The organism is Agarivorans sp. TSD2052 (genome assembly GCF_023238625.1).
Lineage (GTDB): Bacteria > Pseudomonadota > Gammaproteobacteria > Enterobacterales > Celerinatantimonadaceae > Agarivorans.
Genome location: NZ_CP096670.1, coordinates 3,552,501 through 3,573,034 on the forward strand (window position 1 = coordinate 3,552,501; position 20,534 = coordinate 3,573,034).

Annotated in this window: 19 protein-coding genes (1 of these 19 only partly in view); 3 read left to right on the forward strand and 16 right to left on the reverse strand. The window is 44.6% G+C overall.

Features of this window, described 5'->3' with window-relative positions; all coding sequences use genetic code 11:
• Positions 1 to 841: the 5' portion of a CDP-diacylglycerol--serine O-phosphatidyltransferase gene (gene pssA, locus M0C34_RS16125; protein ID WP_248712698.1), read on the reverse strand. The gene continues 20 nt to the left of window position 1, outside the view; only the first 841 of its 861 coding nucleotides appear in the window; its start codon is at positions 839 to 841; the stop codon falls past the left edge of the window.
• Positions 842 to 1,019: 178 nt separating this feature from the next.
• On the opposite strand from pssA, the gene M0C34_RS16130 reads away from it, so the two are divergent.
• Entirely contained in the window at positions 1,020 to 1,280 is a 261-nt protein-coding gene (locus tag M0C34_RS16130; protein WP_248712699.1) for a hypothetical protein, read from the forward strand.
• Positions 1,281 to 1,319: 39 nt separating this feature from the next.
• On the opposite strand, the gene clpB is transcribed toward M0C34_RS16130, so the two are convergent.
• The 3 genes from clpB to rluD all read right to left on the reverse strand — a co-directional run bounded on the left by clpB (position 1,320) and on the right by rluD (position 5,714).
• Positions 1,320 to 3,890, reverse strand: a complete 2,571-nt coding sequence (gene clpB, locus M0C34_RS16135; protein WP_248712700.1) for an ATP-dependent chaperone ClpB — start codon at positions 3,888 to 3,890, stop codon at positions 1,320 to 1,322.
• Between the two features lie 123 nt (positions 3,891 to 4,013).
• Complete coding sequence (pgeF, locus tag M0C34_RS16140; RefSeq protein ID WP_248712701.1) at positions 4,014 to 4,742, reverse strand: peptidoglycan editing factor PgeF; 729 nt, start codon at positions 4,740 to 4,742, stop codon at positions 4,014 to 4,016.
• 3 nt (positions 4,743 to 4,745) lie between these two features.
• Positions 4,746 to 5,714 (reverse strand): 23S rRNA pseudouridine(1911/1915/1917) synthase RluD, encoded by a 969-nt coding sequence (gene rluD, locus M0C34_RS16145; RefSeq protein ID WP_248712702.1) that lies wholly within the window; start codon positions 5,712 to 5,714, stop codon positions 4,746 to 4,748.
• A 274-nt stretch (positions 5,715 to 5,988) separates the two neighbouring features.
• Here rluD and bamD point away from each other — a divergent pair, with 274 nt between their 5' ends.
• Entirely contained in the window at positions 5,989 to 6,726 is a 738-nt protein-coding gene (gene bamD, locus M0C34_RS16150) for an outer membrane protein assembly factor BamD (protein ID WP_248712703.1), read from the forward strand.
• Positions 6,727 to 6,785: 59 nt separating this feature from the next.
• Here the strand turns inward: bamD and M0C34_RS16155 are convergent, their stop codons facing one another.
• The gene (locus M0C34_RS16155) at positions 6,786 to 7,124 is read right to left on the reverse strand and encodes a P-II family nitrogen regulator (protein ID WP_137674920.1); all 339 of its coding nucleotides are present in this window, start codon (positions 7,122 to 7,124) and stop codon (positions 6,786 to 6,788) included.
• 513 nt (positions 7,125 to 7,637) lie between these two features.
• Between M0C34_RS16155 and M0C34_RS16160 the strand changes: the two genes are divergently transcribed.
• On the forward strand, positions 7,638 to 8,156 hold the full coding sequence (locus M0C34_RS16160; RefSeq protein WP_248712704.1) for a GspH/FimT family pseudopilin: 519 nt from the start codon (positions 7,638 to 7,640) through the stop codon (positions 8,154 to 8,156).
• A gap of 23 nt (positions 8,157 to 8,179) precedes the next feature.
• Here M0C34_RS16160 and M0C34_RS16165 read toward each other — a convergent pair whose 3' ends face one another.
• From M0C34_RS16165 to ribF, 11 genes are all read right to left on the reverse strand, one after another.
• Positions 8,180 to 8,485, reverse strand: a complete 306-nt coding sequence (locus M0C34_RS16165) for a hypothetical protein (protein WP_248712705.1) — start codon at positions 8,483 to 8,485, stop codon at positions 8,180 to 8,182.
• 4 nt (positions 8,486 to 8,489) lie between these two features.
• Positions 8,490 to 8,921: a type IV pilin protein gene (locus tag M0C34_RS16170; RefSeq protein WP_305883133.1), complete on the reverse strand. Its 432-nt coding sequence runs from the start codon at positions 8,919 to 8,921 to the stop codon at positions 8,490 to 8,492.
• The gene (locus tag M0C34_RS16180; RefSeq protein ID WP_248712706.1) at positions 8,922 to 12,644 is read right to left on the reverse strand and encodes a pilus assembly protein; all 3,723 of its coding nucleotides are present in this window, start codon (positions 12,642 to 12,644) and stop codon (positions 8,922 to 8,924) included.
• Between the two features lie 59 nt (positions 12,645 to 12,703).
• Positions 12,704 to 13,150, reverse strand: a complete 447-nt coding sequence (locus M0C34_RS16185; protein WP_248712707.1) for a hypothetical protein — start codon at positions 13,148 to 13,150, stop codon at positions 12,704 to 12,706.
• Complete coding sequence (locus M0C34_RS16190; RefSeq protein WP_248712708.1) at positions 13,150 to 14,160, reverse strand: PilW family protein; 1,011 nt, start codon at positions 14,158 to 14,160, stop codon at positions 13,150 to 13,152. Before M0C34_RS16190 ends, M0C34_RS16185 begins: the two co-directional genes overlap by 1 nt.
• Positions 14,157 to 14,720, reverse strand: a complete 564-nt coding sequence (pilV, locus tag M0C34_RS16195) for a type IV pilus modification protein PilV (RefSeq protein ID WP_248712709.1) — start codon at positions 14,718 to 14,720, stop codon at positions 14,157 to 14,159. Before pilV ends, M0C34_RS16190 begins: the two co-directional genes overlap by 4 nt.
• 131 nt (positions 14,721 to 14,851) lie before the next feature.
• On the reverse strand, positions 14,852 to 15,796 hold the full coding sequence (gene ispH / locus M0C34_RS16200; protein WP_248712710.1) for a 4-hydroxy-3-methylbut-2-enyl diphosphate reductase: 945 nt from the start codon (positions 15,794 to 15,796) through the stop codon (positions 14,852 to 14,854).
• 9 nt (positions 15,797 to 15,805) lie between these two features.
• On the reverse strand, positions 15,806 to 16,231 hold the full coding sequence (fkpB, locus tag M0C34_RS16205; protein WP_248712711.1) for an FKBP-type peptidyl-prolyl cis-trans isomerase: 426 nt from the start codon (positions 16,229 to 16,231) through the stop codon (positions 15,806 to 15,808).
• Positions 16,228 to 16,755 carry a signal peptidase II gene (gene lspA, locus M0C34_RS16210; protein WP_371923083.1) on the reverse strand — a complete coding sequence of 176 codons (528 nt, stop codon included), beginning with the start codon at positions 16,753 to 16,755 and terminating at the stop codon, positions 16,228 to 16,230. The genes fkpB and lspA overlap by 4 nt, the downstream gene beginning before the upstream one ends.
• Complete coding sequence (gene ileS / locus M0C34_RS16215) at positions 16,733 to 19,564, reverse strand: isoleucine--tRNA ligase (RefSeq protein ID WP_248712712.1); 2,832 nt, start codon at positions 19,562 to 19,564, stop codon at positions 16,733 to 16,735. The genes lspA and ileS overlap by 23 nt, the downstream gene beginning before the upstream one ends.
• A 20-nt stretch (positions 19,565 to 19,584) precedes the next feature.
• The gene (gene ribF / locus M0C34_RS16220) at positions 19,585 to 20,523 is read right to left on the reverse strand and encodes a bifunctional riboflavin kinase/FAD synthetase (RefSeq protein ID WP_248712713.1); all 939 of its coding nucleotides are present in this window, start codon (positions 20,521 to 20,523) and stop codon (positions 19,585 to 19,587) included.
• Positions 20,524 to 20,534 lie beyond the last annotated feature (11 nt).

Sequence of the window (20,534 nt, forward strand, 5' to 3'; positions counted from 1 at the left end):
CCGCTGTTTGTTCGGTTTCTGTTTGCTCAATATCTTTTTTGTTGTCACTCACCTTGGTAGGTTTTGCTACAACTTCATCGTGGTCTTCTTCATCACCCACCACATGTTCAATTTTAAGTTCATTTACCGTACGGATAGTATATATAGGTCCCGACACTGCGTAGGCGGCAAATAAGGCAAACAAAATAAGTGCTGGTTTCACCGCTACAACGATAAACACTAACACCACCAGCAATATTGCAAAGAAGGGAACCTTACCTTTCAGGTCGATACCTTTGAAGCTATGGTATTTAAAGTTACTAACCATTAGTAGACCACTCATGACGGTAATGAAGCAGGCTAAGTATTCTAAGCTATTACCAGAGAACTCCATGTCTTGGGCAAACCACACCATACCAGCAATCAACGCAGCAGCAGCAGGGCTAGCTAAACCTTGGAAGAACCGTTTATCCGCTATACCAACTTGCGTATTGAAGCGAGCTAAACGCAACGCGGCGCCTACGGTATAGACAAAAGCGGCTAGCCAACCAATTTTACCTAGGTCATGCAAGGCCCAATTATAAACAACTAACGCTGGTGCAATGCCAAACGATACCATATCGGCCATTGAATCATATTCTGCGCCAAAGGCACTTTCTGTATTGGTTAAACGTGCAACCCTTCCGTCTACACCATCAAAAATCATTGCGACAAATATGGCAATTGCTGCAGCCTCGAACTGCCCATTCATCGATGCAACTACGGCGTAAAATCCTGAAAAAAGACCGGCGGTAGTGAATAAGTTAGGAAGCAAGAAAATGCCTTTCTGGCGGGCCCCATCACTAATTTTTTGTTCTGTCATTAAGTTACTCTGTGAAATTGCCTAAAAAATACAAGGCTAAAAATAGCATATCACCCTAACTGTTAATAGCGACTGACAGACAAATCGACGCAGATGAACTATATGTTATAGCAACTGAGGCTATCTAGGCAGACAGGTATAAGCCAAAGGCAAACGTCATTTTAGTTGGTGGTTAGGCATGAATATAGAACGGTTGACCGAATGCTTACAATTAAGCACTGAACAAATTGAAAAATTCATCCATTTAGAGACTGAGTACTCTTTTATGATGGATCAGCTGTTTAGCTTTGACGGCGATAGAAAACACATGTGGAAAGCCATGCGAGACCTGATGAAAGAAAAAGACGGTGAGATAATTAAGCTACTGAGCAACAGCCAAATAGAAAGTTACCTCTCGTTTAAATCAGCCCAACAACAACAGCGAAAACGGGGCAGTTAGCGTTCTTGTCACTCACTGCCCGTTACACTCTACAGATACTTAGCCAAATGACAATTCACCGTCAACTACATCGATACGAATGGTTTTCCCCGGTTCTAGTTTCCCGGCTAATAAGGCTTGCGCTAATGGGTTTTCCAACTGTTGTTGAATAGCCCGTTTGAGTGGACGCGCACCATATACTGGGTCAAAGCCAGCTTGACCGAGCTTATCTAGTACTGCTTCGCTAAATTCCAACTTGTAGCCTTTTTCTTCGAGGCGAGGAACCAAGCGTTGTACTTGAATACTGGCAATTTGGCGAATTTGTTGATTAGCCAAGGGATGAAATACTACAGACTCATCGATTCTGTTGATGAACTCAGGTCGGAATTGCTGAGTTAATACTTCCATCAATGCCGTTTTGATTTCTTGGTAAGTCATATCGCCGTGTCGTTCTTGGATAATGTCGGAACCAAGATTAGAAGTCATAATGATAACGGCGTTTCTAAAATCAACGGTGCGACCTTGGCCATCGGTTAGTCGACCATCATCCAATACTTGTAACAAAATATTAAATACGTCGGGGTGCGCTTTTTCGACCTCGTCGAGCAAGATCACTGAGTACGGACGTCGTCTCACCGCCTCCGTTAAATAGCCGCCTTCTTCGTAACCCACATACCCAGGAGGCGCCCCTACCAAACGCGCGACAGAGTGTTTTTCCATAAACTCGGACATGTCGATGCGTACCATTGAGTCTTCGGTATTAAACATGAATTCAGCTAAGGCTTTACACAGTTCGGTTTTACCCACTCCCGTTGGTCCTAAGAACAAAAATGAACCAATCGGTCGATTAGGATCTGATAAACCGGCTCGGCTACGACGAATGGCATTAGATACAGCTTCGACCGCTTCTTCTTGACCAATCACCCGTGAGTGTAATTTGTCCTCCATACGCAATAGTTTTTCACGCTCACCTTCTAACATCCGGTTGACTGGTATGCCGGTCCAACGTGAAAGCACGTCGGCAATTTCAGCATCAGTGACCTTGTTACGTAACAAGGTCATGTCTTGCATTTCTGCTTGCGAGGCAAGGTCTAATTGTCGTTCTAATTCAGGAATTCGCCCATACTGTAGCTCTGACATACGATTTAGATCACCGGCTCGACGGGCAATGTCCATATCTAAACGAGCTTGTTCTAAATCGGCTTTAATGTGCTGAGTCCCCGTGAGTGCGGCTTTTTCAGCTTTCCACACTTCATCAAGCTCTTTAAACTTAAGTTCTTTGTCGGCAAGTTCATCATCGAGTAAGCCTAAACGCTTCAAACTCGCGCTATCAGACTCTTTTTGTAGTGCCTGACTTTCTAATTTAAGCTGGATTATTTTTCGTTCTAGCTTGTCTAAAGCTTCGGGCTTAGAATCAATTTGTAAGCGAATACTCGACGCGGCCTCATCAATCAGATCAATCGCTTTATCGGGAAGCTGTCTATCTGAAATATAACGGTGAGACAGGCTGGCTGCGGCTACAATCGCAGGGTCAGTAATTTCTACCGAATGATGTAACTCATACCGTTCTTTTAGGCCACGTAAAATGGCAATGGTATCTTCGACACTGGGTTCTTCAATCAATACTTTTTGAAAACGCCTTTCGAGTGCTGCATCTTTCTCTATATATTGGCGATACTCATTCAGGGTCGTCGCTCCCACACAGTGTAATTCTCCCCTTGCTAACGCCGGCTTTAGCATGTTTCCGGCATCCATTGCACCATCACCTTTACCGGCGCCAACCATGGTATGTAATTCGTCAATGAACAAAATCACCTGGCCTTCTTCTTGAGAAAGCTCATTAAGCACCGCTTTAAGTCGTTCTTCAAACTCGCCTCGGTATTTAGCTCCTGCAACCAACGAGCCCATATCAAGAGAAAGCACACGTTTGTTTTTTAAGCCTTCAGGCACCTCGTGGTTAATAATTCGTTGAGCAAGCCCCTCTGCAATAGCGGTTTTCCCCACACCCGGTTCGCCGATTAATACAGGATTATTTTTGGTTCGTCTTTGCAACACTTGGATGGTGCGGCGAATTTCATCATCGCGGCCAATCACAGGATCAAGCTTGCCTTGCTCTGCCCGTTCGGTGAGGTCGATAGTAAATTTTTCTAAGGCTTGGCGTTGATCTTCGGCATTGGGGTCATCCACTTTTTGACCACCGCGTAACTTCTCAATCGCTTTATTGATATTTTCTTTATTCGCTCCCAAGCCGCGCATAATATCGCCAAGCTTGCCTTTATCTTCAGTGACCGCCAAAAAGAAAATCTCTGAAGAGATAAACTTGTCTTTCCGCTTTTGGGCTAACTTATCGCACAAGTTTAGTAACACCACCAATTGGCTTGAAAGCTGCACGTCTCCACCACTACCTTCCACTCTAGGCAATTGTTCTAAAGCTTGAGATAACTGTGAGCGTAAGGCGCTGCCTTCAATACCGGCTTCAACTAACAAAGGACGTAAAGAAGCCGCATCTTGGTTTAACATCGCCGACATTAAATGCACAGGCTCGATGAATTGATGATCTCTACCTAATGCCAAAGACTGAGCGTCAGATATAGCTAATTGAAATTTGCTGGTAAATCGATCTAGGCGCATACAACACCTCCACTAAAGTTAAGTACGCTATTACCTATTATGTTGGTGTAACAAGACGAGTTTTCAAGATTTAGAGCGTTTAATATTTAAGCTAAATAGCAACTTTGTGACGCTAACGAGTAATTAACGTAGCCAAATAGCTGCTGCCATTCTGCCTGTAGTGGCTTCGCGTCGGTAAGAGTAGAATTGCTGCGGGGATGTAAATGTACATTGGCGATCAGAGTAAATTTCTGTCAGCCCTACGCGCTTGAAACGAAGCTCGGCAAGGGCAAAAATATCGGCTAAATACTTATTAGGATGAAAGCTAGGTTTAAATGCTAGCTGCGCCTGAGGGTCATGCTTCTCAAACTCTCTTTTCACCTCTTGACCCACTTCAAAAGCACTAGGGCCTATCGCAGGCCCCATCCACGCCATCAACGTTGCCGGATCTCTATTCATCTTAGCCACCGCATTTTCTACCACCCCGTTGGCCAAGCCTCGCCAACCTGCGTGAACAGCACTGACAACCGTTCCTTGCTGATCACACAATAAAATAGGCAAACAGTCTGCGGTCATCACCACACATGAAGCGCCAGGGCGGCTGGTATAACTGCCATCAGCTTCAATCTGCTGACCAGCGCAACGAGTTGCATCCACCACTTTGGTGCTATGCACTTGTTTTAGCCAGCATACTTTAGTGGGCATGTGTTGCTGAAAGGCAAGGCGATTGGCTTGAACCGCCAGCTCACAGTCACCCACATGATCGCCCAAATTATAGGAATCAAAGGGCGGTAAACTTACCCCACCTAATCTATCACTGTATATAGCAGTAACATTATCAGGGCAAGGCCAGTTAACCGAATGGATAGCCACAACTTAGCCTAAATCAGGATTAAGTTTATGGTCGTCACGCAATGCCTGAGCAACGTCTAACATATCTTGAGGAACAGGAGCGTGCCACTCCATCATCTCGCCAGTAATTGGATGTTCCAATTTTAACATCACAGCGTGTAGTGCTTGACGCCTAAACCCACGCATTATTTCAATCAACTCAGGGCTTGAACCTTTAGGTAAACGCAAGCGCCCGTAGGTTTGGTCACCTAATAATGAATGGCCAAGGTGCGCCATGTGCACCCGAATTTGGTGTGTTCGACCCGTTTCTAAGCGAAGGCGGATACGCGTATGTTGGCGGAACTTCTCTGCGACTCGATAGTGAGTGACTGCAGGCTTGCCATTTTCAACTACGGCCATATGGGTTCGTTTGGTGGGGTGGCGGCCGATTGGCTCATCAACTAACCCTCCCGCTGTCATGGTCCCAGTTACAATGGCTTCATATTCACGTGTTACTCGACGCTCTTGCAGAGCCTCGACCAAATGAGTTTGAGCAGGTACTGTTTTAGCGACAACCATTAAACCCGAGGTATCTTTATCAAGCCGATGCACAATCCCGGCACGAGCAACTTCAGCAATACTTGGGTAACGATGCAATAGAGCATTTAGGATGGTACCACTGTTGTTGCCTGCACCTGGGTGCACCACCATATTGATCGGCTTATTGATGACTAGAATATCATCGTCTTCGTAAACCACGTCTAGCTCAATGTTTTCTGCTTGCGCTTCAACCACATCTTCTAACACGGTGCTTAATACAACATCTTCACCGCCCACGACCTTTTCCCTAGGCTTAACCTTAAGTTCGCCATCCAAACGAACACACTCACCCAATATCCATTCTTTTATCCGAGAACGAGAGTAATCGGGAAATAACGTTGCTAGAGCTTGGTCTAAGCGTGCGCCTGCAAGCTCTTCATCGACGATTGCATGCAACTCTAATTGTTGACTCATCTTAGGTATTACCTCTAACGGGAAGGCCAAAACCGGCTATTGTAATCATTCTCAGCCTAAAGCATAGAAGAAAATTGTTTGTTCGATCAGACTCCCACTATATATATCACTCGATGATTGACGGTTTAGGTAGCATAGAGGATACTGTTTGCCCATTATTTAATGGTGATTGGTTTAACGCTTAAACAGTCGAGTCGGCAGGGATTTTATTCTAAATCCAACCTAGCGTTGCTTTGTTACCGTCACATTTATAACCAAGATGATTTGTAATCAAATGAAGCGCGTATATAAACAAACAATTTCTGTAGTATTGCTTGGCCTAATGCTAAGTGCTTGTTCTTCTTCCAAAGAAAAGCCTAAAATCCCTGATAAACCTGCATCAGAGCTCTATGCTGAAGCGCAAACAGCCATCAACAATGGCGCCTTTGGCGATGCTGTAGACAACTTAGAAGCTTTAGATACCCGCTACCCTTTTGGGCCATATTCTAGTCAAGTTCAATTAGACTTACTCTACGTTTATTACAAACGGAGTGATACAGCCATGGCATTAGCCAGTGCTGATCGTTTCATTCGTAATAATCCAACCCATGATAATCTTGACTATGTTTATTACATGCGAGGTTTAACTAACATGGCTGCTGACTATAACTTGTTCCAGAGTGTGGTTGGCATTGATCGCTATGATCGCGACCCAAGTTTTTCTAGCCAAGCCTTTCGTGATTTTGGTCGCTTGATCAATCGATACCCTAATAGCGATTATGCAGCCGATGCCAAACAGCGAATGGTTTATTTAAAAGATAACATCGCTCGACACGAGATAGCGGTGGCACGTTACTACATAAAACGTGAAGCCTATATTGGAGCGATTAACCGTGCGCGTTACATTATCGAAAACTTCCCAGATACACCATCGGCGAGAGAAGCCTTGGATGTAATGGCGCAAGGCTATAAAGCCCTTGGAGTAGACGATATGGCCGCTCAAGCAGAACAGATTTCTGCTGCTAATTTGTAAAATTATTCCAATAAAAAAGGCGAGCTTAGTTAGCTCGCCTTTTTTATAGATACATCAAATTAAATGGCATCTTCATTTTCTTCGCCAGTACGAATTCGAATCACTCTATCTACGTCGCGAACAAAGATTTTACCATCACCAATTTTGCCGGTTTGTGCCGTTTGCACAATAGTTTCAATACAACGTTCTAAATCGTCTTGTTGAACCACCAGCTCTAATTTCATTTTAGGCAAGAAATCGACTTTGTACTCAGCGCCACGATACAATTCAGTGTGACCTTTTTGACGACCAAAGCCTTTTACTTCAGTCACTGTCATACCGGTAATACCAATCTCAGCTAAGGCTTCGCGAACATCATCCATCTTGAATGGCTTGATAATGGCTGTTACTTGCTTCATTTGTACTTCCTTATATTTATCATTTTTGTAAATCTACTATGTCTTACTTTAAGCCAAGCGCAGCCAACTAACAATATTGAGAAGAGAGCTTAATCAATAAATCTGGCTAAAAGGTCGAATTATGTAAGAAAAACGTCACATTAATGTAGCTTTGAGATGAACTAACCACCAAATAAATCAATATCTTACAGAAAGCCAATACATACCTAACCGCAGCTTTAGTCAAAAAAATATTTAATCGGGCACCAAAAAACCACATTAAGCAATAAAATCATACCGTCCTACATGGCACGCCATGAAGTGGTTGATGGCAAAATAAGGCAGCCCTAAAATCGTAGTAATAAAGATGTCGCGAACTCTCAATGGTGATGCGTCAACTTAAAGGCTCTAGTTTATTGAAGCGGTATAATTATTATTTCAGCCATTCGCCCATCCTACACAATAATTCCTGCAGCTTAGTCAATAAGGTATACACTTAAATTAGTAATAGATTCATAGGGATTGTATCTATATATGAAACAAGCGGGATTTACACTTCTAGAGCTACTCATCACCGTGGCTATTGCGGTTATATTGTTAGGTATTGGTTTACCTAATCTGTCTAACCTATTTCAATTTATGGCCGCAGACGCGTCGACCAATAGAATAATGCGTGAAGTCCGTTTCGCTCGAAGCCAAGCCATCAACCTTAATCAAAGAGTTGTCATTTGTGCACTTCAATCTAATGCTAGCGACTGCGGGGGAGGGGTAAACTCGGGTTTAACCGTGTTTGGCGATGACAATAATAATGGCAAACTAGATACTAGCGAAAAAGTATTGTTAGCGGCAGAACCTTTTAGCAAAGCGGGAAAGGTAGATTTCAGCGGTAATATAAATTCACTGACCTTTGGCAGTGATGGTCTCATATCAGGAAACTCGGGGAGTATATATTTTTGCTCCAATGACAACAGTTATATAGATGGAGTCAAAATTTCATTGGCTGGCAATATTCGCTTTGTCACCGACAGTGAAAAAGCGAGCTGCCCTATCTAGTCCGCTCTAGCCCTATAGTTATCCTAATGTACTAATTCAGAAAACTGAGTATTAGCTTCTTCAGTATTGAAAAGCTGATCCAAATACACGCATTCAAACTGATTGATTGTACCTAACTTTTGCAGCGTTTTCGGGTGATTAAGGTAACGACTTTCCAGTTCAGCTGTAGCAACTTCAAGGTAGTCACTGTCACTCACATTAAGCGGTTTTGGGCTGGCAATAATCACCTGACTTTGACCGCTATCACCGGCCATATAACACTTAACAGTTTGACTAAACCCTAAAGAACAAGGTAAAGCCAAGATCAAAAATAATATGCTTTTTTTCATAATTTCACCAACAATCAGTGCTTGAGGTACCCGTAGAGCTCACGGCGCTTTTTGCCCCTTCTTCATTAATTGAAAAACTTTTGCAATCTGTATCACTACTTAATTGTGAGCCTATTGCCGTAGCCTTGGCGCTAAAAGTGCCAGCGGCAGCAGAGGCCGTTAAGGTCACCGAGTAATAAGCACTTTCGGTGTTATAACTCGACGCACCAGCCCCCGCTAGACCTAAGTCGGCTAAACTTGCGCTATATTCTGCGTTGTCTGCATAATATTGCTCTTGTAAAACCGCGAGAGTGCTCAACTCTTTCTTTGCCTCTGCTCGACGAGATTCAACCACAAATGAGGTGTAGGCTGGGTACCCTACCGCCGCTAAAATAGCGACAATAGCTACCGCTATCATTAATTCAATAAGGGTGACTCCACGTGAATAATGGCGCATTTAATCCTCTTCATAATAAAAGTAAATTTGCTTCGGACTCATATCCATATTGGCTTCTCTTGAACCCTGCATACAAGCACCCGTCTCTTCACAAGTATGGTCTTGATCGTCATTTTGGTCGTCATACACCAATTCATCACCAGGATCTCCACCAAATACCCGAATAACGGATTCACCCTCTTCATCTTCACCTGAGTGAATAATAAGATCATCAGGTACTTTGTTAGCAACATCATAATAACGATTGGTATTGATACTCGCGCCTATGTGCATGTCTACTGCATATGTTCGGCCTTTCCCTATCGTTGGAATGGTACAGGTCTGCGAGTTGGTGGTTTCGGGGATGAACGAAGTGAAATACACTTCACTGGCGAGTACAATCGCGGCGCCGAGTGATTTCTCACCATCTTCAACCAGGTTATATACCCAGCCATTCGTTGAGCCTAAGGCAATAAGCTGAGTTTCAATCGCAGATTCATCGGTTAAAGATCCAATAGGGTCACTGGTTATGTTGTATAGCTCACTAGAACTAATCGCTACAGGTTGGCTGCCAGAAGCGACTGCGGTGAAATCTGTCGACTGAACATTGTAGTCACGGAACATATAAAATCGATTATCAACCCCACCAGGATCTTTATCACTAACCGGTTTAGTTCTATCACCCGTGCCTATCAGCACCGCATCGTAAGGCACTTGTTGCGAATCGGTAATAGTCACTTCGTTTTCGCCTTCGCCGGTGGTAACCCGAGTGAGTCTCTTCAGGTAGGTTCTAACAATCACTGGTTCGGTAAAAAACTTACGTTTATCAGTAGCGACCGTCGGGTCACTGATATTCGCTAAGGCGGTCATTTTCCATTTACTTTGATCGGAAGAATGTAAATCAACACGCCACACTCGACCTCCCATATCACCGAAATACAGACGGTCAAAGTTACCGTCGCCATTACTGTCTAAGGTGGCTATTTTAGCTGGCACACTATGTGTTAGGCGATCATCTCTCGCATTAGTGAGACTCCAGACTAACGCCCCGCTTATAGCATCTACAATATATAAACCTCGTCCTTTAGTATCAGCAGCAGGGGTGGTTAAATCTTGATTAACATCGTAACCCGCACCAAAAATAACCACCGGATTTGTATGCCCTGGTACATAACCTACCTGAGGTTGAGACCAACTTTGGCCAAGCTCAGAAAAGTTGTCATTAGAACTGTCGATCTTCCATAACATTTTAGGCAAATCTGGATTGGTTAAGTCCATACCGTAATAAACCGCCCCCCCTCGACGTAGACCTGTAAATACCAGTACTTTGTCTCCGCTAGACGTATATTTACCATCATTGTCGGTATCTTTAAGAAATACAGCCGGGGTACCATCAACCCCATAAATATGCTGAGAGCTAGCAATGTTATTACGTAACGATAGTTGCCTGCCTAATAACTCATAAGGAAACAAGGCCCATGATTCAGACACTGACGAGCCAGTATCTTTGAACATGTGTAAAGCACCGCCGTTGGTCCCAGTTAAAATACGAATATCCATATCATCGGCGTCGGTGCTGTCCTCAGCCACACCAGAACGTAAACCATAGTTAATCACTAGAGGTCGAGAATGCAAAGGATCTCCCATCAAGTCTCGACGAATGGTTGTGCTAGTATCTCCATCATCATTGTCAACGTCTTGACCGCGGATCCAATTAACATGTTCTGCGATATCATCACCGTTTACCCCTAAGTGATTGGCTAAGGCATCCGCAGTCCCAGCTTTACTGGTTAAATTCGTCAGGTTTAGTTGAGAGAAGTTACCGCTGTTACTTTGATTAAAATAAACCATCCTTGCACTGTTACTGGCGAGTGTTTCTGACACTCCGCCTAACTCAACATTGTTGCCATCTTTCACTGTCGACCAGAAGGTTTTAGCTTCATCGATAATCGAACCATCGGCGCCGATGGCAGGATTACCGTTTTGATCAGCCATGTACCCAGCTGATGAAAGTTCTAATTTTTTAAGGTTACCGCGCCACCTTGGATTTAAAGAAGGCTTAAACATCGCATAATAGATACGATCTAAGGTGCGAGTGCGGTCGAAGTTATTACTGGTGACCGCAGGAGATACCAATGAAGAGCTTTCTTCATAGATACCGATCAGCGCTTGGCGAAAAGCCGCTTCTAACGCTACCCCATCTTCTGCGGGATAAAAGCTCCCCTGCGCATTCTCTGCGGTAGCAGTAAGCATCGCAGTGCCACCTTCAATGACATCTTCACCAAAACCAATGGTTGATATTTTGGCGTATTGCCGTCCCGTCATATTAGGATTGATATCATTGGTATTCATCCATTTAGACAAAACAGGTAAATAACTGGTTGCGCTCCCCGTACCAAAACCGACCGGATCTTTCCAAGTACAAGCGGCGACCGTGGTGGCATTATCACAGCCAGGTACATTGGCGGTATTAATAGGTAATGCGGTAACATTGCTGTTTTCGTCGGCATCAACACTCGGCGTGCCGTCGGTGACATAGATAATATTAATTGAGCTATCACAGCCTACTTCGTAGGGCGAAATGTAGTTGTTGCCAGACTCAATGCTAGTATCTCGATCATTACGCTCATTGTTATTGCCACTCTTGCCGTAATCAACCGCTTCACCAGCAAAGTAGTGCTTAGCTTCCATCAATGTTTCAACTAAGGGAGTGCCGCCGTTTGCAGTTAACTCAACAATGTCAGAGATTAAATCGTCGTTATCATCTGAGGCTTGAATACCGCGAATAACTCGACCACCATCATTGGACCGATTAAATACCATCAAACCAAATTTAACCCCGTTAATGGTACTTAGTGCATTTTCCATCGCCTCTTGCGCGATTTCGATACGCGGGCGAGTGGTGGTGGCATCACTATGGTGATACCAGCGTAAATAGTTTGCTGAATAGAGCGTTATCAAATACCCATCATCAAAACTATCTTTAGTGGTTTGTTCTGCATCGGCTTTCACTAAGGTGTAAAAATCTTCAGTATTGTTTGCCGCCCCATTAATTGGATGTCCTTGCGGAGCAGCCACATAAGAATTATTACTTTCACGGTATTGGCCAGGATTAATGGTAGAGACAATTTTGTCGTAGAACGTACCGTCATCAGCCTGCAACTTAACGGTAAAGGAGCGTTCGTTACCGCTATCGTCTAGCAGCTTACCATCTGTCGCATCACTGGCTAATTCATAATCATCTAGGCAGTCTAAGACCGTGTAATTGGCACCATTATTAAGCCGAACGTCATCCCAAGAACCGGTTTGCCCTTGAGTGCGATGCTCTCTGAAATACCCGGTAAAAATGCCATTTTTGGCCAAAGCTTCATAAGACGCCGCGCAATTGTTAATGTCCCAGATAAACCGACGGTCATCATTTGCACCCGTGGGGATATAAGACCCGTCGACACCGTTAACCGTGAAATAAATAAAGTCGTTATCTAGGCTATTTTGTGAGTTAATCGCAATCGGGTAGTTTTGGTAGCTAACATCACCACTAGCATCACGGTTATAGCCTTCACGCGTGGTGATATTCCACGCCATGCTGCCAGAGGTATCAAAAATAATCAGTACTTTAGGGTCTGCTGAGCTTAGGCTATTAAAATCAAATAAAAATAATTCAGTGTCATCGGCCCATACAGGAAGGGTCACACCAGCCGAGAGAACCACTGCAAGCAGTCCAGCGCTTAATCGACCATTCATAACTCTCTCCTCGAATTTAACTTATGGCGACAGAAAAACAGACACCATTGACCCATTATTTATAACAGTGGTTGTTCTAGCCCTGCAGCGAGTGAAGTAGCAGAACGCTTAGATTTCCCATAGTGCTTAGTCACCTGCACCCTGACATAACGACACTCAGTAATGGCGTTATTACTACTGGCGTTAAAACTGCGCGCACATACACTATCTACATTGTGGCTTAAGGTTCCATCAGCATCGGCAACCATGGTGGCCACGGCCATTGAGGATGCGGGTGACATCGAGCCAATAACGCCTTGCAAAGTGGGCTCTATGACTAATTCGTTCATATCACCTTCCAAAACATGTTCTGCCCCCAAGCGATCGCTCATGGCAGAAACGACTTTCAAGCCCTGATTGGCACTGGTTAATAGAACGCCGCCTAAAAAGCTCAAAATAAGCAAAAACAGCATTGCAACGAATAAGGCGGCTCCTTGTTGCTTAAGAGGCAGAGTAGTCTTGATCATTAGTACACCATGTTCCTTAACGACACGACTGATTCGAATAACGCCCTTCGGTAATGATCATTTGCGGCAGCAACCGGCATATCACCTAAGGTATAGCTGTTTGTATTAGTATAGTTTTGATCTTCAGTTAACGAGCGAACTAATAAAAAAAGCTTAGCCCCAATAACCCGTCCTTCACTCCACTGTTGCGGGCTTATGCTATTAGCGGCAACAAAATCATTGATCACTCCATCTTGAGCGGTATCGGTATCAACCCCAAGTAACACCCGCATTCGCTCTATCCCTTCAACTAGCGGACCATTGCCAAGGATCTTCATACCGCTATCATTATCAAGATATAGCTGACGTAAAACCGGCAATCCAGACTGAGCGCTCACATCTAAGTAATAAACGATATGTTGGTATTCCCATATCTGGCGCCCCGGCATAGCCACTTCGGTTGGCCAAGGGTCACTAACGGTGAAAATCTGCGCACCGGCAGTATTAGCGGCAAAATAATACCGGTCATCGTCTAAGTCAGCCGCGCTTTGCTTAGGAGAGCCAATCACCCGTTTTATGCCGATGACATCTGAATCAACCACTAAATTACTGCGATCACTAACACAAGCATATTGCCCACTTAAAGAATTAGAACTACTTACTTGGCCGACAAATAAGGAGCTGAAACGCCCTTCACTGGATGGAAAAGATCCTTCAGGGGAACCACCAATCCAATCAATCCTACAATCATTTGCTGCGCTAATATCGTTAGCAAGTAAAGTGACACCCGCTCCCCTAACCATAGGGTTACCCGTGTATTCACCAAAAAAACCTACCATTTTCAAATCGCGGGTAATGAGGTGCATGGCGATACGCCCGCTCTCCATCAGTTGTTCACTATGGTAAGTAGACTCGGTACTACGCTGCGATGCCACAAGGAAGCTACCAATACCAGCAGTGAGAAATAGGCCAATTACGATGGCGATCATCCATTCGACTAAGGTAAAGCCACGTTGCCTAGATATAGTCATGATGCCACCCAAGTAGTGAGCGCCATTTTCCGGCGGTCCTCAGACTGAGATTGACAGTTACTCACCACAGTGTTGGTACTATCAATCCCGGTGAAAGACTTTCTTGATTGCCAAGTCACTACCACGGTTAGCTCACCATTGGCACTCAGCAGCACACAACCATTTGGTTTGACTAAACCACCTTTACTGTGCGCGGCTTTGGCATAGAGGGCGTATTCCCAATGGTACAAATCATAATTAACCACATCGGCTAGGCTGCAGTTGCTCATCACACCACTATCTTCAGCGCAACTAGGCTTACTTCTGGCAGCTTGCCCATCGCCAACTGTAACTGTGGCTGGGTTATTCGCTTGCCACGCCAAGTGATTTAAACGAACTCGCTCAACCATATCTTCAGCAGCTAACATGGCGAGGGTTCTTTGGTGAGTTTCAAAACTAGATCGTTTGGCCACCGCTTGCATAGCGACTACCGCTAACAAACCAATAGCTAATATAAATGAAGTGACGATCACTTCTATCAGAGTAAAACCTCTGCATTGTGGAGTTATTCTATTTCGCATCTAAACCTACCTATCCCTGATGCATTAACTAGCACTTGTTAGATGCACACTCCTTTTGCACCTAGTTATTTAGGGTATAGCGCAAAAAAGAAGGCCATGCCTTCTTTTTTAGGGGATTTGCGAGAAAGGGATTAGTTTTTCTGAACGACGCGTAACTCAGCAGGGACTTCAAAAATGGTATTTTCTTCACGGCCTGGATTTTCAGTAACCGTCACCCCACCCATGGCTTTCAGGCCAAAAACAACCTCTTGGACTAATACTTCAGGTGCAGAGGCACCAGCGGTGACACCGACGCGACTATCGGCTTTAAACCATTGGCCATTGATGTCACTCACGCCGTCAATGAGGTAGGCTGCCGCGCCAGATTTTTCGGCTTTTTCGCGTAATCGATTAGAGTTGGATGAGTTCTTCGACCCTACCACCAACACCACATCAGATTTTTCAGCTAAATCTTTCACTGCATCTTGACGGTTTTGCGTGGCATAACAAATATCATCTTTACGCGGGCCTTGGATCTTAGAAAACTTGACACGCAATGCATCAATAATCGCTGAAGTGTCATCAACTGATAAAGTAGTTTGAGTACAATAAAACAGCTGCTCAGGTTTTTTCACCTGTAAGTGGGCGACGTCATCAACGGTTTCAACCAAGTAAATCCCCCCTTCAGCGTTATCGTATTGGCCCATAGTACCGTTGACTTCAGGATGACCGTGGTGGCCAATCAAGACACACTCAATACCTTTACGGCTAGCGCGGGTGACCTCCATATGAACCTTAGTCACTAGAGGGCATGTAGCATCAAATATTTTCAGGGCTCGCTGTTTCGCTTCAACCCTTACTGCTTGAGACACACCATGTGCACTAAAAATACAAATGCTCCCCTCAGGAACATCGCTCAGTTCATCAACAAACTCGGCACCACGTTTACGCAAACCATCAACCACGTAACGGTTATGAACCACTTCGTGACGCACGTAAATAGGTGCGCCAAACATTTCTAAGGCACGTTCAACAATAGAAATGGCTCGGTCTACACCAGCGCAAAAACCACGAGGATTAGCTAACAGTATTTCCACTATTGTTCCTTAATTAACCGCAAGAATATCCACTTCAAAAATCACTGTTTGCCCAGCTAAAGGATGATTAAAATCAACCGTGACTGAATCGCCGATAATTTCCCGAACAATCCCAGGAATTTCGCTACCATCAGGCTGAGTAAACGCAATAATACTGCCTTCTTCGGCAGGCGCTTCATCACCAAACTTGCTGCGTTCGAAGTACTTAATATTATCCGGGTTGCTAGGCCCAAACGCTTGTTCGGCATTAAGTTCAAACTGGCTTTTATCGCCGACTTTTAAACCCAACAAACATGCTTCAAAACCGTCGGTTAAGCTACCATCCCCCATGACCAACTGAGCGGGCTTGGGGTAATTGTAAGTACTTTCGGCAATAGAGCCATCGCTTAACTTCAACACAAAGTGAAGTTCTACTTTGCTTCCTTGCTGAATCATTTCGCATCCTTTGATTGCGGTGAGAAAATACTATCTAACACCAACAACACTGCACCAACACATATCGCTGAATCCGCTACGTTGAATGAAGGCCAATGATAGCTGCCTACATAAAAATCTAAAAAGTCGATCACGTAACCAAATACCACTCGATCAAATACATTACCCAGTGCGCCACCAAGTACTAAAGCGTAAGCAATCGCCTGCCATTTCTGCTTGGCTGGTGTTTGCTTCATCCACCACAATAACAAGCCGCTCACGAGCAAAGCAATCGCGGTAAAAAACCAGCGTTGCCAGCCCCCCGCATCACTTAAAAAGCTAAACGCTGCGCCATAATTACGCACCGAAACCAAGTTAAAGAACGGTGTTATTGCTACCGACTCATACAAATCAAAGGTTTTAGCAATGGCCAATTTAGTGATTTGGTCAACAGCAAAAACCAATACACTCAACCAAATCCATCGCAAACCGCTCGTGGTGTTTTTTTCTGCGGTGATATCACTATGCATAATGACGAGACTCACCTTCTCCTGCAACGTTAGTCACACAGCGACCACATAGGCTTGGGTGTTCGGTATTTTGGCCTACATCTTCTCGGTGGTGCCAACAACGATCACACTTCTCTGCTTCAGCGACTTCAACTAACACCTTCATATTGGCCAATTCGGTAGCAGCAGCTGACTCATCGGCAGTGTCGATGGCTTTTAGCGTTACGCCAGAGGTAAGAAGAACAAATCGCAACTCATCACCTAACTGGCTCAACACTTGCTCTAATTCTTGATCAACATACAAAGTGACCTTAGCTTCTAAAGTGCCACCAATTTTCTTATCACGGCGAGCTTGCTCTAAGTTTTTATTCACTTCATCACGAACAGTGATTAACTTCGCCCAAAAAGCATCATTCATCGCACTGTCTTGAGCTAACGGGGTTAAACCTTCATACCATGTTTCGGTAAACACAAATTCACTACGCTCACCTGGCAGAGCTTGCCAAATCTCATCGGCGGTAAAGCTTAAAATAGGCGCAATCCAACGAGTTAATGCTTCGGCAATTTGATACAACGCGGTCTGACAAGAACGACGCGCTAAACCGTCAGATTTGGCGGTGTACTGGCGATCTTTAATAATATCTAAGTAAAAGCTCCCCAACTCAATTGAGCAGAAGTGCATTAGTTTCTGGTAAACCACATGGAACTGATATTGCTCATAAGCTTCAACAATTTCTTGTTGAACAGCAGCAGCCCGCCCCACTACCCAGCGATCTAGCTCAACCATATCTTCAGCAGCCACTAGGTGCTGTTTGGGGTCGAAACCCGCTAAGTTAGCGAGTAAGAAGCGCGAGGTGTTACGAATACGGCGGTAGGCATCGGCACTGCGCTTAAATACCTCATCAGATACACTCATTTCAGCGGTGTAGTTAGTTGAAGCAATCCACAAGCGTAAAATATCAGAACCTAGTTTGTTCCAAATATCTTGTGGTGCAATACCATTGCCCAATGATTTAGAAAACTTATGCCCTTTAGCATCAACCGTGAAACCGTGAGTTAATACCTGTTGGTATGGCGCTTTACCAGTCATAGCCGTGGCAATCATTAACGACGATTGGAACCAGCCGCGGTGTTGATCAGAGCCTTCTAAGTACATATCGGCCGCTTGACCATTAAACTCTTTACGCGCAGCGACCACACTTGAGTGAGTCGAACCCGAGTCAAACCAAACATCTAAAGTATCTTCTACCTTACGGTACTGCGCTGCTTCATCGCCTAATAGCTCTGCGGCGTCTAAGTCCCACCATGCTTGAATACCGGTTAGCTCAACACGCTTAGCAACATCTTCCATTAACTCTACCGCGCGAGGATGTAACTCGTTGGTCTCGCGATGCACAAACAACGCGATAGGCACGCCCCAAGTCCGCTGGCGAGAGATACACCAATCAGGACGGTTTTCTACCATACTTTCAATACGGCTTTGGCCCCAATCAGGGATCCATTGGGTTTTTTCAATTTCTTGCATAGCTTGCTTACGCAAACCATTTTGATCCATGCTAATAAACCACTGCGGCGTAGCACGGAAAATAATCGGTGTTTTATGACGCCAGCAATGCGGGTAACTGTGACGAATAGCATGATGGTGTAACAAGGCACCGGTATGTTTCAGCTGTTCAATTACCTTGTCGTTGGCTTTGAATACGTGCTGGCCAGCAAAGAACGGGGTATCGGCTAAGAACACACCGTTATCACCGACGGGGTTGGCAACTTCAAGCTGGTATTTTTGACCTACCGCAAAATCTTCTTGGCCATGGCCTGGTGCAGTATGCACACAACCAGTACCAGACTCAGTTGTTACATGGTCTCCGAGGATGACGGGAACCTCAAAGTCATAGAACGGATGCTTCACTTTAATCAGTTCAAGCGCTTCGCCCTGACAGTAACCTAAAGCATGGAAATGGGTGGCGCCAAAACGCTCTACACATTGCTCCATTAAGTCACGAGCAAGAATTAAACGCTCTTTGCCATTCTCTGTTTCAATTTGAACCAATACATATTCTAGATGGGCGTTTACCGCTACCGCACGGTTAGCAGGTAAGGTCCAAGGGGTGGTAGTCCAAATAACCGCAGAGATAGGGCCTTCACCACTAACACCTTCAGGGTGGTCGAATTTAGCTAATACTGCAGCTTCATCAACGGCTGTAAATCGCACATCGATAGCAGGCGAAGTTTTGTCTTCGTATTCAACTTCCGCTTCTGCTAAGGCACTGCCACAATCAGTACACCAATGCACAGGCTTAGAGCCTTGCAACAGGTGACCGTTATCAATGATCTTAGCCAAAGAACGAATGATGTTCGCCTCGGTATTAAAGTTCATGGTTAGGTAAGGGTTTTGCCAGTCACCTAAAATGCCCATACGGATAAAGTCGTTGCGCTGACCATCAATTTGCTTAGTCGCGTAATCACGGCATTTTTGACGAAATTCAGCCGCCGTGACTTTCTTACCGGGCTTACCTACTTTCTTCTCAACTTGTAACTCGATAGGCAGACCATGACAATCCCAACCAGGAATGTACGGTGAGTCAAAATCAGACAAAGTCTTCGATTTAATAATGATATCTTTAAGCACTTTGTTCACGGCGTGACCAAGGTGAATATTGCCGTTGGCGTAGGGAGGGCCATCATGCAAAATAAAGCTCTTTTTACCCTTTTTGGCCTGTCTAATTTTTCCGTACAGATCTTTTTCGTCCCAACGTTTTAGCATCGCAGGTTCGCGATTGGCTAAATTACCTCGCATTGGGAATTCGGTATCGGGTAGATTAAGAGTATCTTTATAGTCGCTCATCGAATTACTTTTCCAGTCGTTTACTCAGCAAGGCCATAGTAGGCTTTTGCTCGCTTAATATCGAGATTCACCTGAGCTTTAAGCGCATCCAGTGAATCAAACTTTTGTTCATCTCGTATTTTTAACTGCGGTTCAACCACTAAGCGTTGACCATACAGGTTGGCATCAAACTCAAATAAATGAGCTTCTACCAGTAAATCTTTTCCAGCGGCAGTAGGTCGCCAACCAATGTTGGCGATACCAGAGAATCGATGCTCTGGCTGACCTTGCACATAAGCTTTAATGGCAAACACCCCGTGAATAGGGCAAACATTGCGCGCCACTTTAAGGTTTGCCGTAGCAAAACCTAACTGACGGCCAAGTTTTTGCCCATGAATGACTTTGCCACTAAAAGCAAATTTGCGCCCTAATAATTGCGCCACCGTATTAAAATCCGCATCAGCCAAATACTGACGCAGTAAGGTGCTACTTACCCGCGATTGATTCATACAAAAAGAGTCTGTCGCGGTAAGCTCAAAACCATAGCGCTCTTTCACTGCTTGTAAGCTTGCAAAGTTACCCTCTCGGCCCTTACCAAAGTGAAAGTCATCACCCACTGCTAAGTATTTTATACCGAGTAACTCAACCAATAACTGACGTACAAAATAGTCAGCGCTTTGTTGCGCAAATTGATCGTTAAAACGTACCACTAATAAACGATCAACACCTAAACTCTTCAGCTGTTGGTATTTGTCACGAAATCGGCTAATTCTAGCGGGAGCTTGGTGTTTAGCAAAAACCTCTAAAGGCTGTGGCTCAAAAATCATCACAACAGCAGGTAAGCCCCGCTGACGAGCCTGTTCAACTAAACTTTTAATAACTTGTTGATGGCCTAAATGCACTCCATCAAAGTTACCAATGCTCAAAGCGCAGCCATAATGACGCGCTTTAATGTTGCGAATACCGCGAATTAACTCCATTCCGGCGCCTA

Bases quoted from the DNA above. Each gene is read 5' to 3' on its own strand.
- M0C34_RS16130 (WP_248712699.1), top strand. From the start codon at position 1,020: ATGAATATAGAACGGTTGACCGAATGCTTACAATTAAGCACTGAACAA.
- clpB (WP_248712700.1), bottom strand. From the start codon at position 3,890: ATGCGCCTAGATCGATTTACCAGCAAATTTCAATTAGCTATATCTGAC.
- rluD (WP_248712702.1), bottom strand. From the start codon at position 5,714: ATGAGTCAACAATTAGAGTTGCATGCAATCGTCGATGAAGAGCTTGCA.
- bamD (WP_248712703.1), top strand. From the start codon at position 5,989: ATGAAGCGCGTATATAAACAAACAATTTCTGTAGTATTGCTTGGCCTA.
- M0C34_RS16155 (WP_137674920.1), bottom strand. From the start codon at position 7,124: ATGAAGCAAGTAACAGCCATTATCAAGCCATTCAAGATGGATGATGTT.
- M0C34_RS16160 (WP_248712704.1), top strand. From the start codon at position 7,638: ATGAAACAAGCGGGATTTACACTTCTAGAGCTACTCATCACCGTGGCT.
- M0C34_RS16165 (WP_248712705.1), bottom strand. From the start codon at position 8,485: ATGAAAAAAAGCATATTATTTTTGATCTTGGCTTTACCTTGTTCTTTA.
- M0C34_RS16170 (WP_305883133.1), bottom strand. From the start codon at position 8,921: ATGCGCCATTATTCACGTGGAGTCACCCTTATTGAATTAATGATAGCG.
- M0C34_RS16180 (WP_248712706.1), bottom strand. From the start codon at position 12,644: ATGAATGGTCGATTAAGCGCTGGACTGCTTGCAGTGGTTCTCTCGGCT.
- M0C34_RS16185 (WP_248712707.1), bottom strand. From the start codon at position 13,150: ATGATCAAGACTACTCTGCCTCTTAAGCAACAAGGAGCCGCCTTATTC.
- M0C34_RS16190 (WP_248712708.1), bottom strand. From the start codon at position 14,160: ATGACTATATCTAGGCAACGTGGCTTTACCTTAGTCGAATGGATGATC.
- pilV (WP_248712709.1), bottom strand. From the start codon at position 14,720: ATGCGAAATAGAATAACTCCACAATGCAGAGGTTTTACTCTGATAGAA.
- fkpB (WP_248712711.1), bottom strand. From the start codon at position 16,231: ATGATTCAGCAAGGAAGCAAAGTAGAACTTCACTTTGTGTTGAAGTTA.
- ileS (WP_248712712.1), bottom strand. From the start codon at position 19,564: ATGAGCGACTATAAAGATACTCTTAATCTACCCGATACCGAATTCCCA.
- ribF (WP_248712713.1), bottom strand. From the start codon at position 20,523: ATGGAGTTAATTCGCGGTATTCGCAACATTAAAGCGCGTCATTATGGC.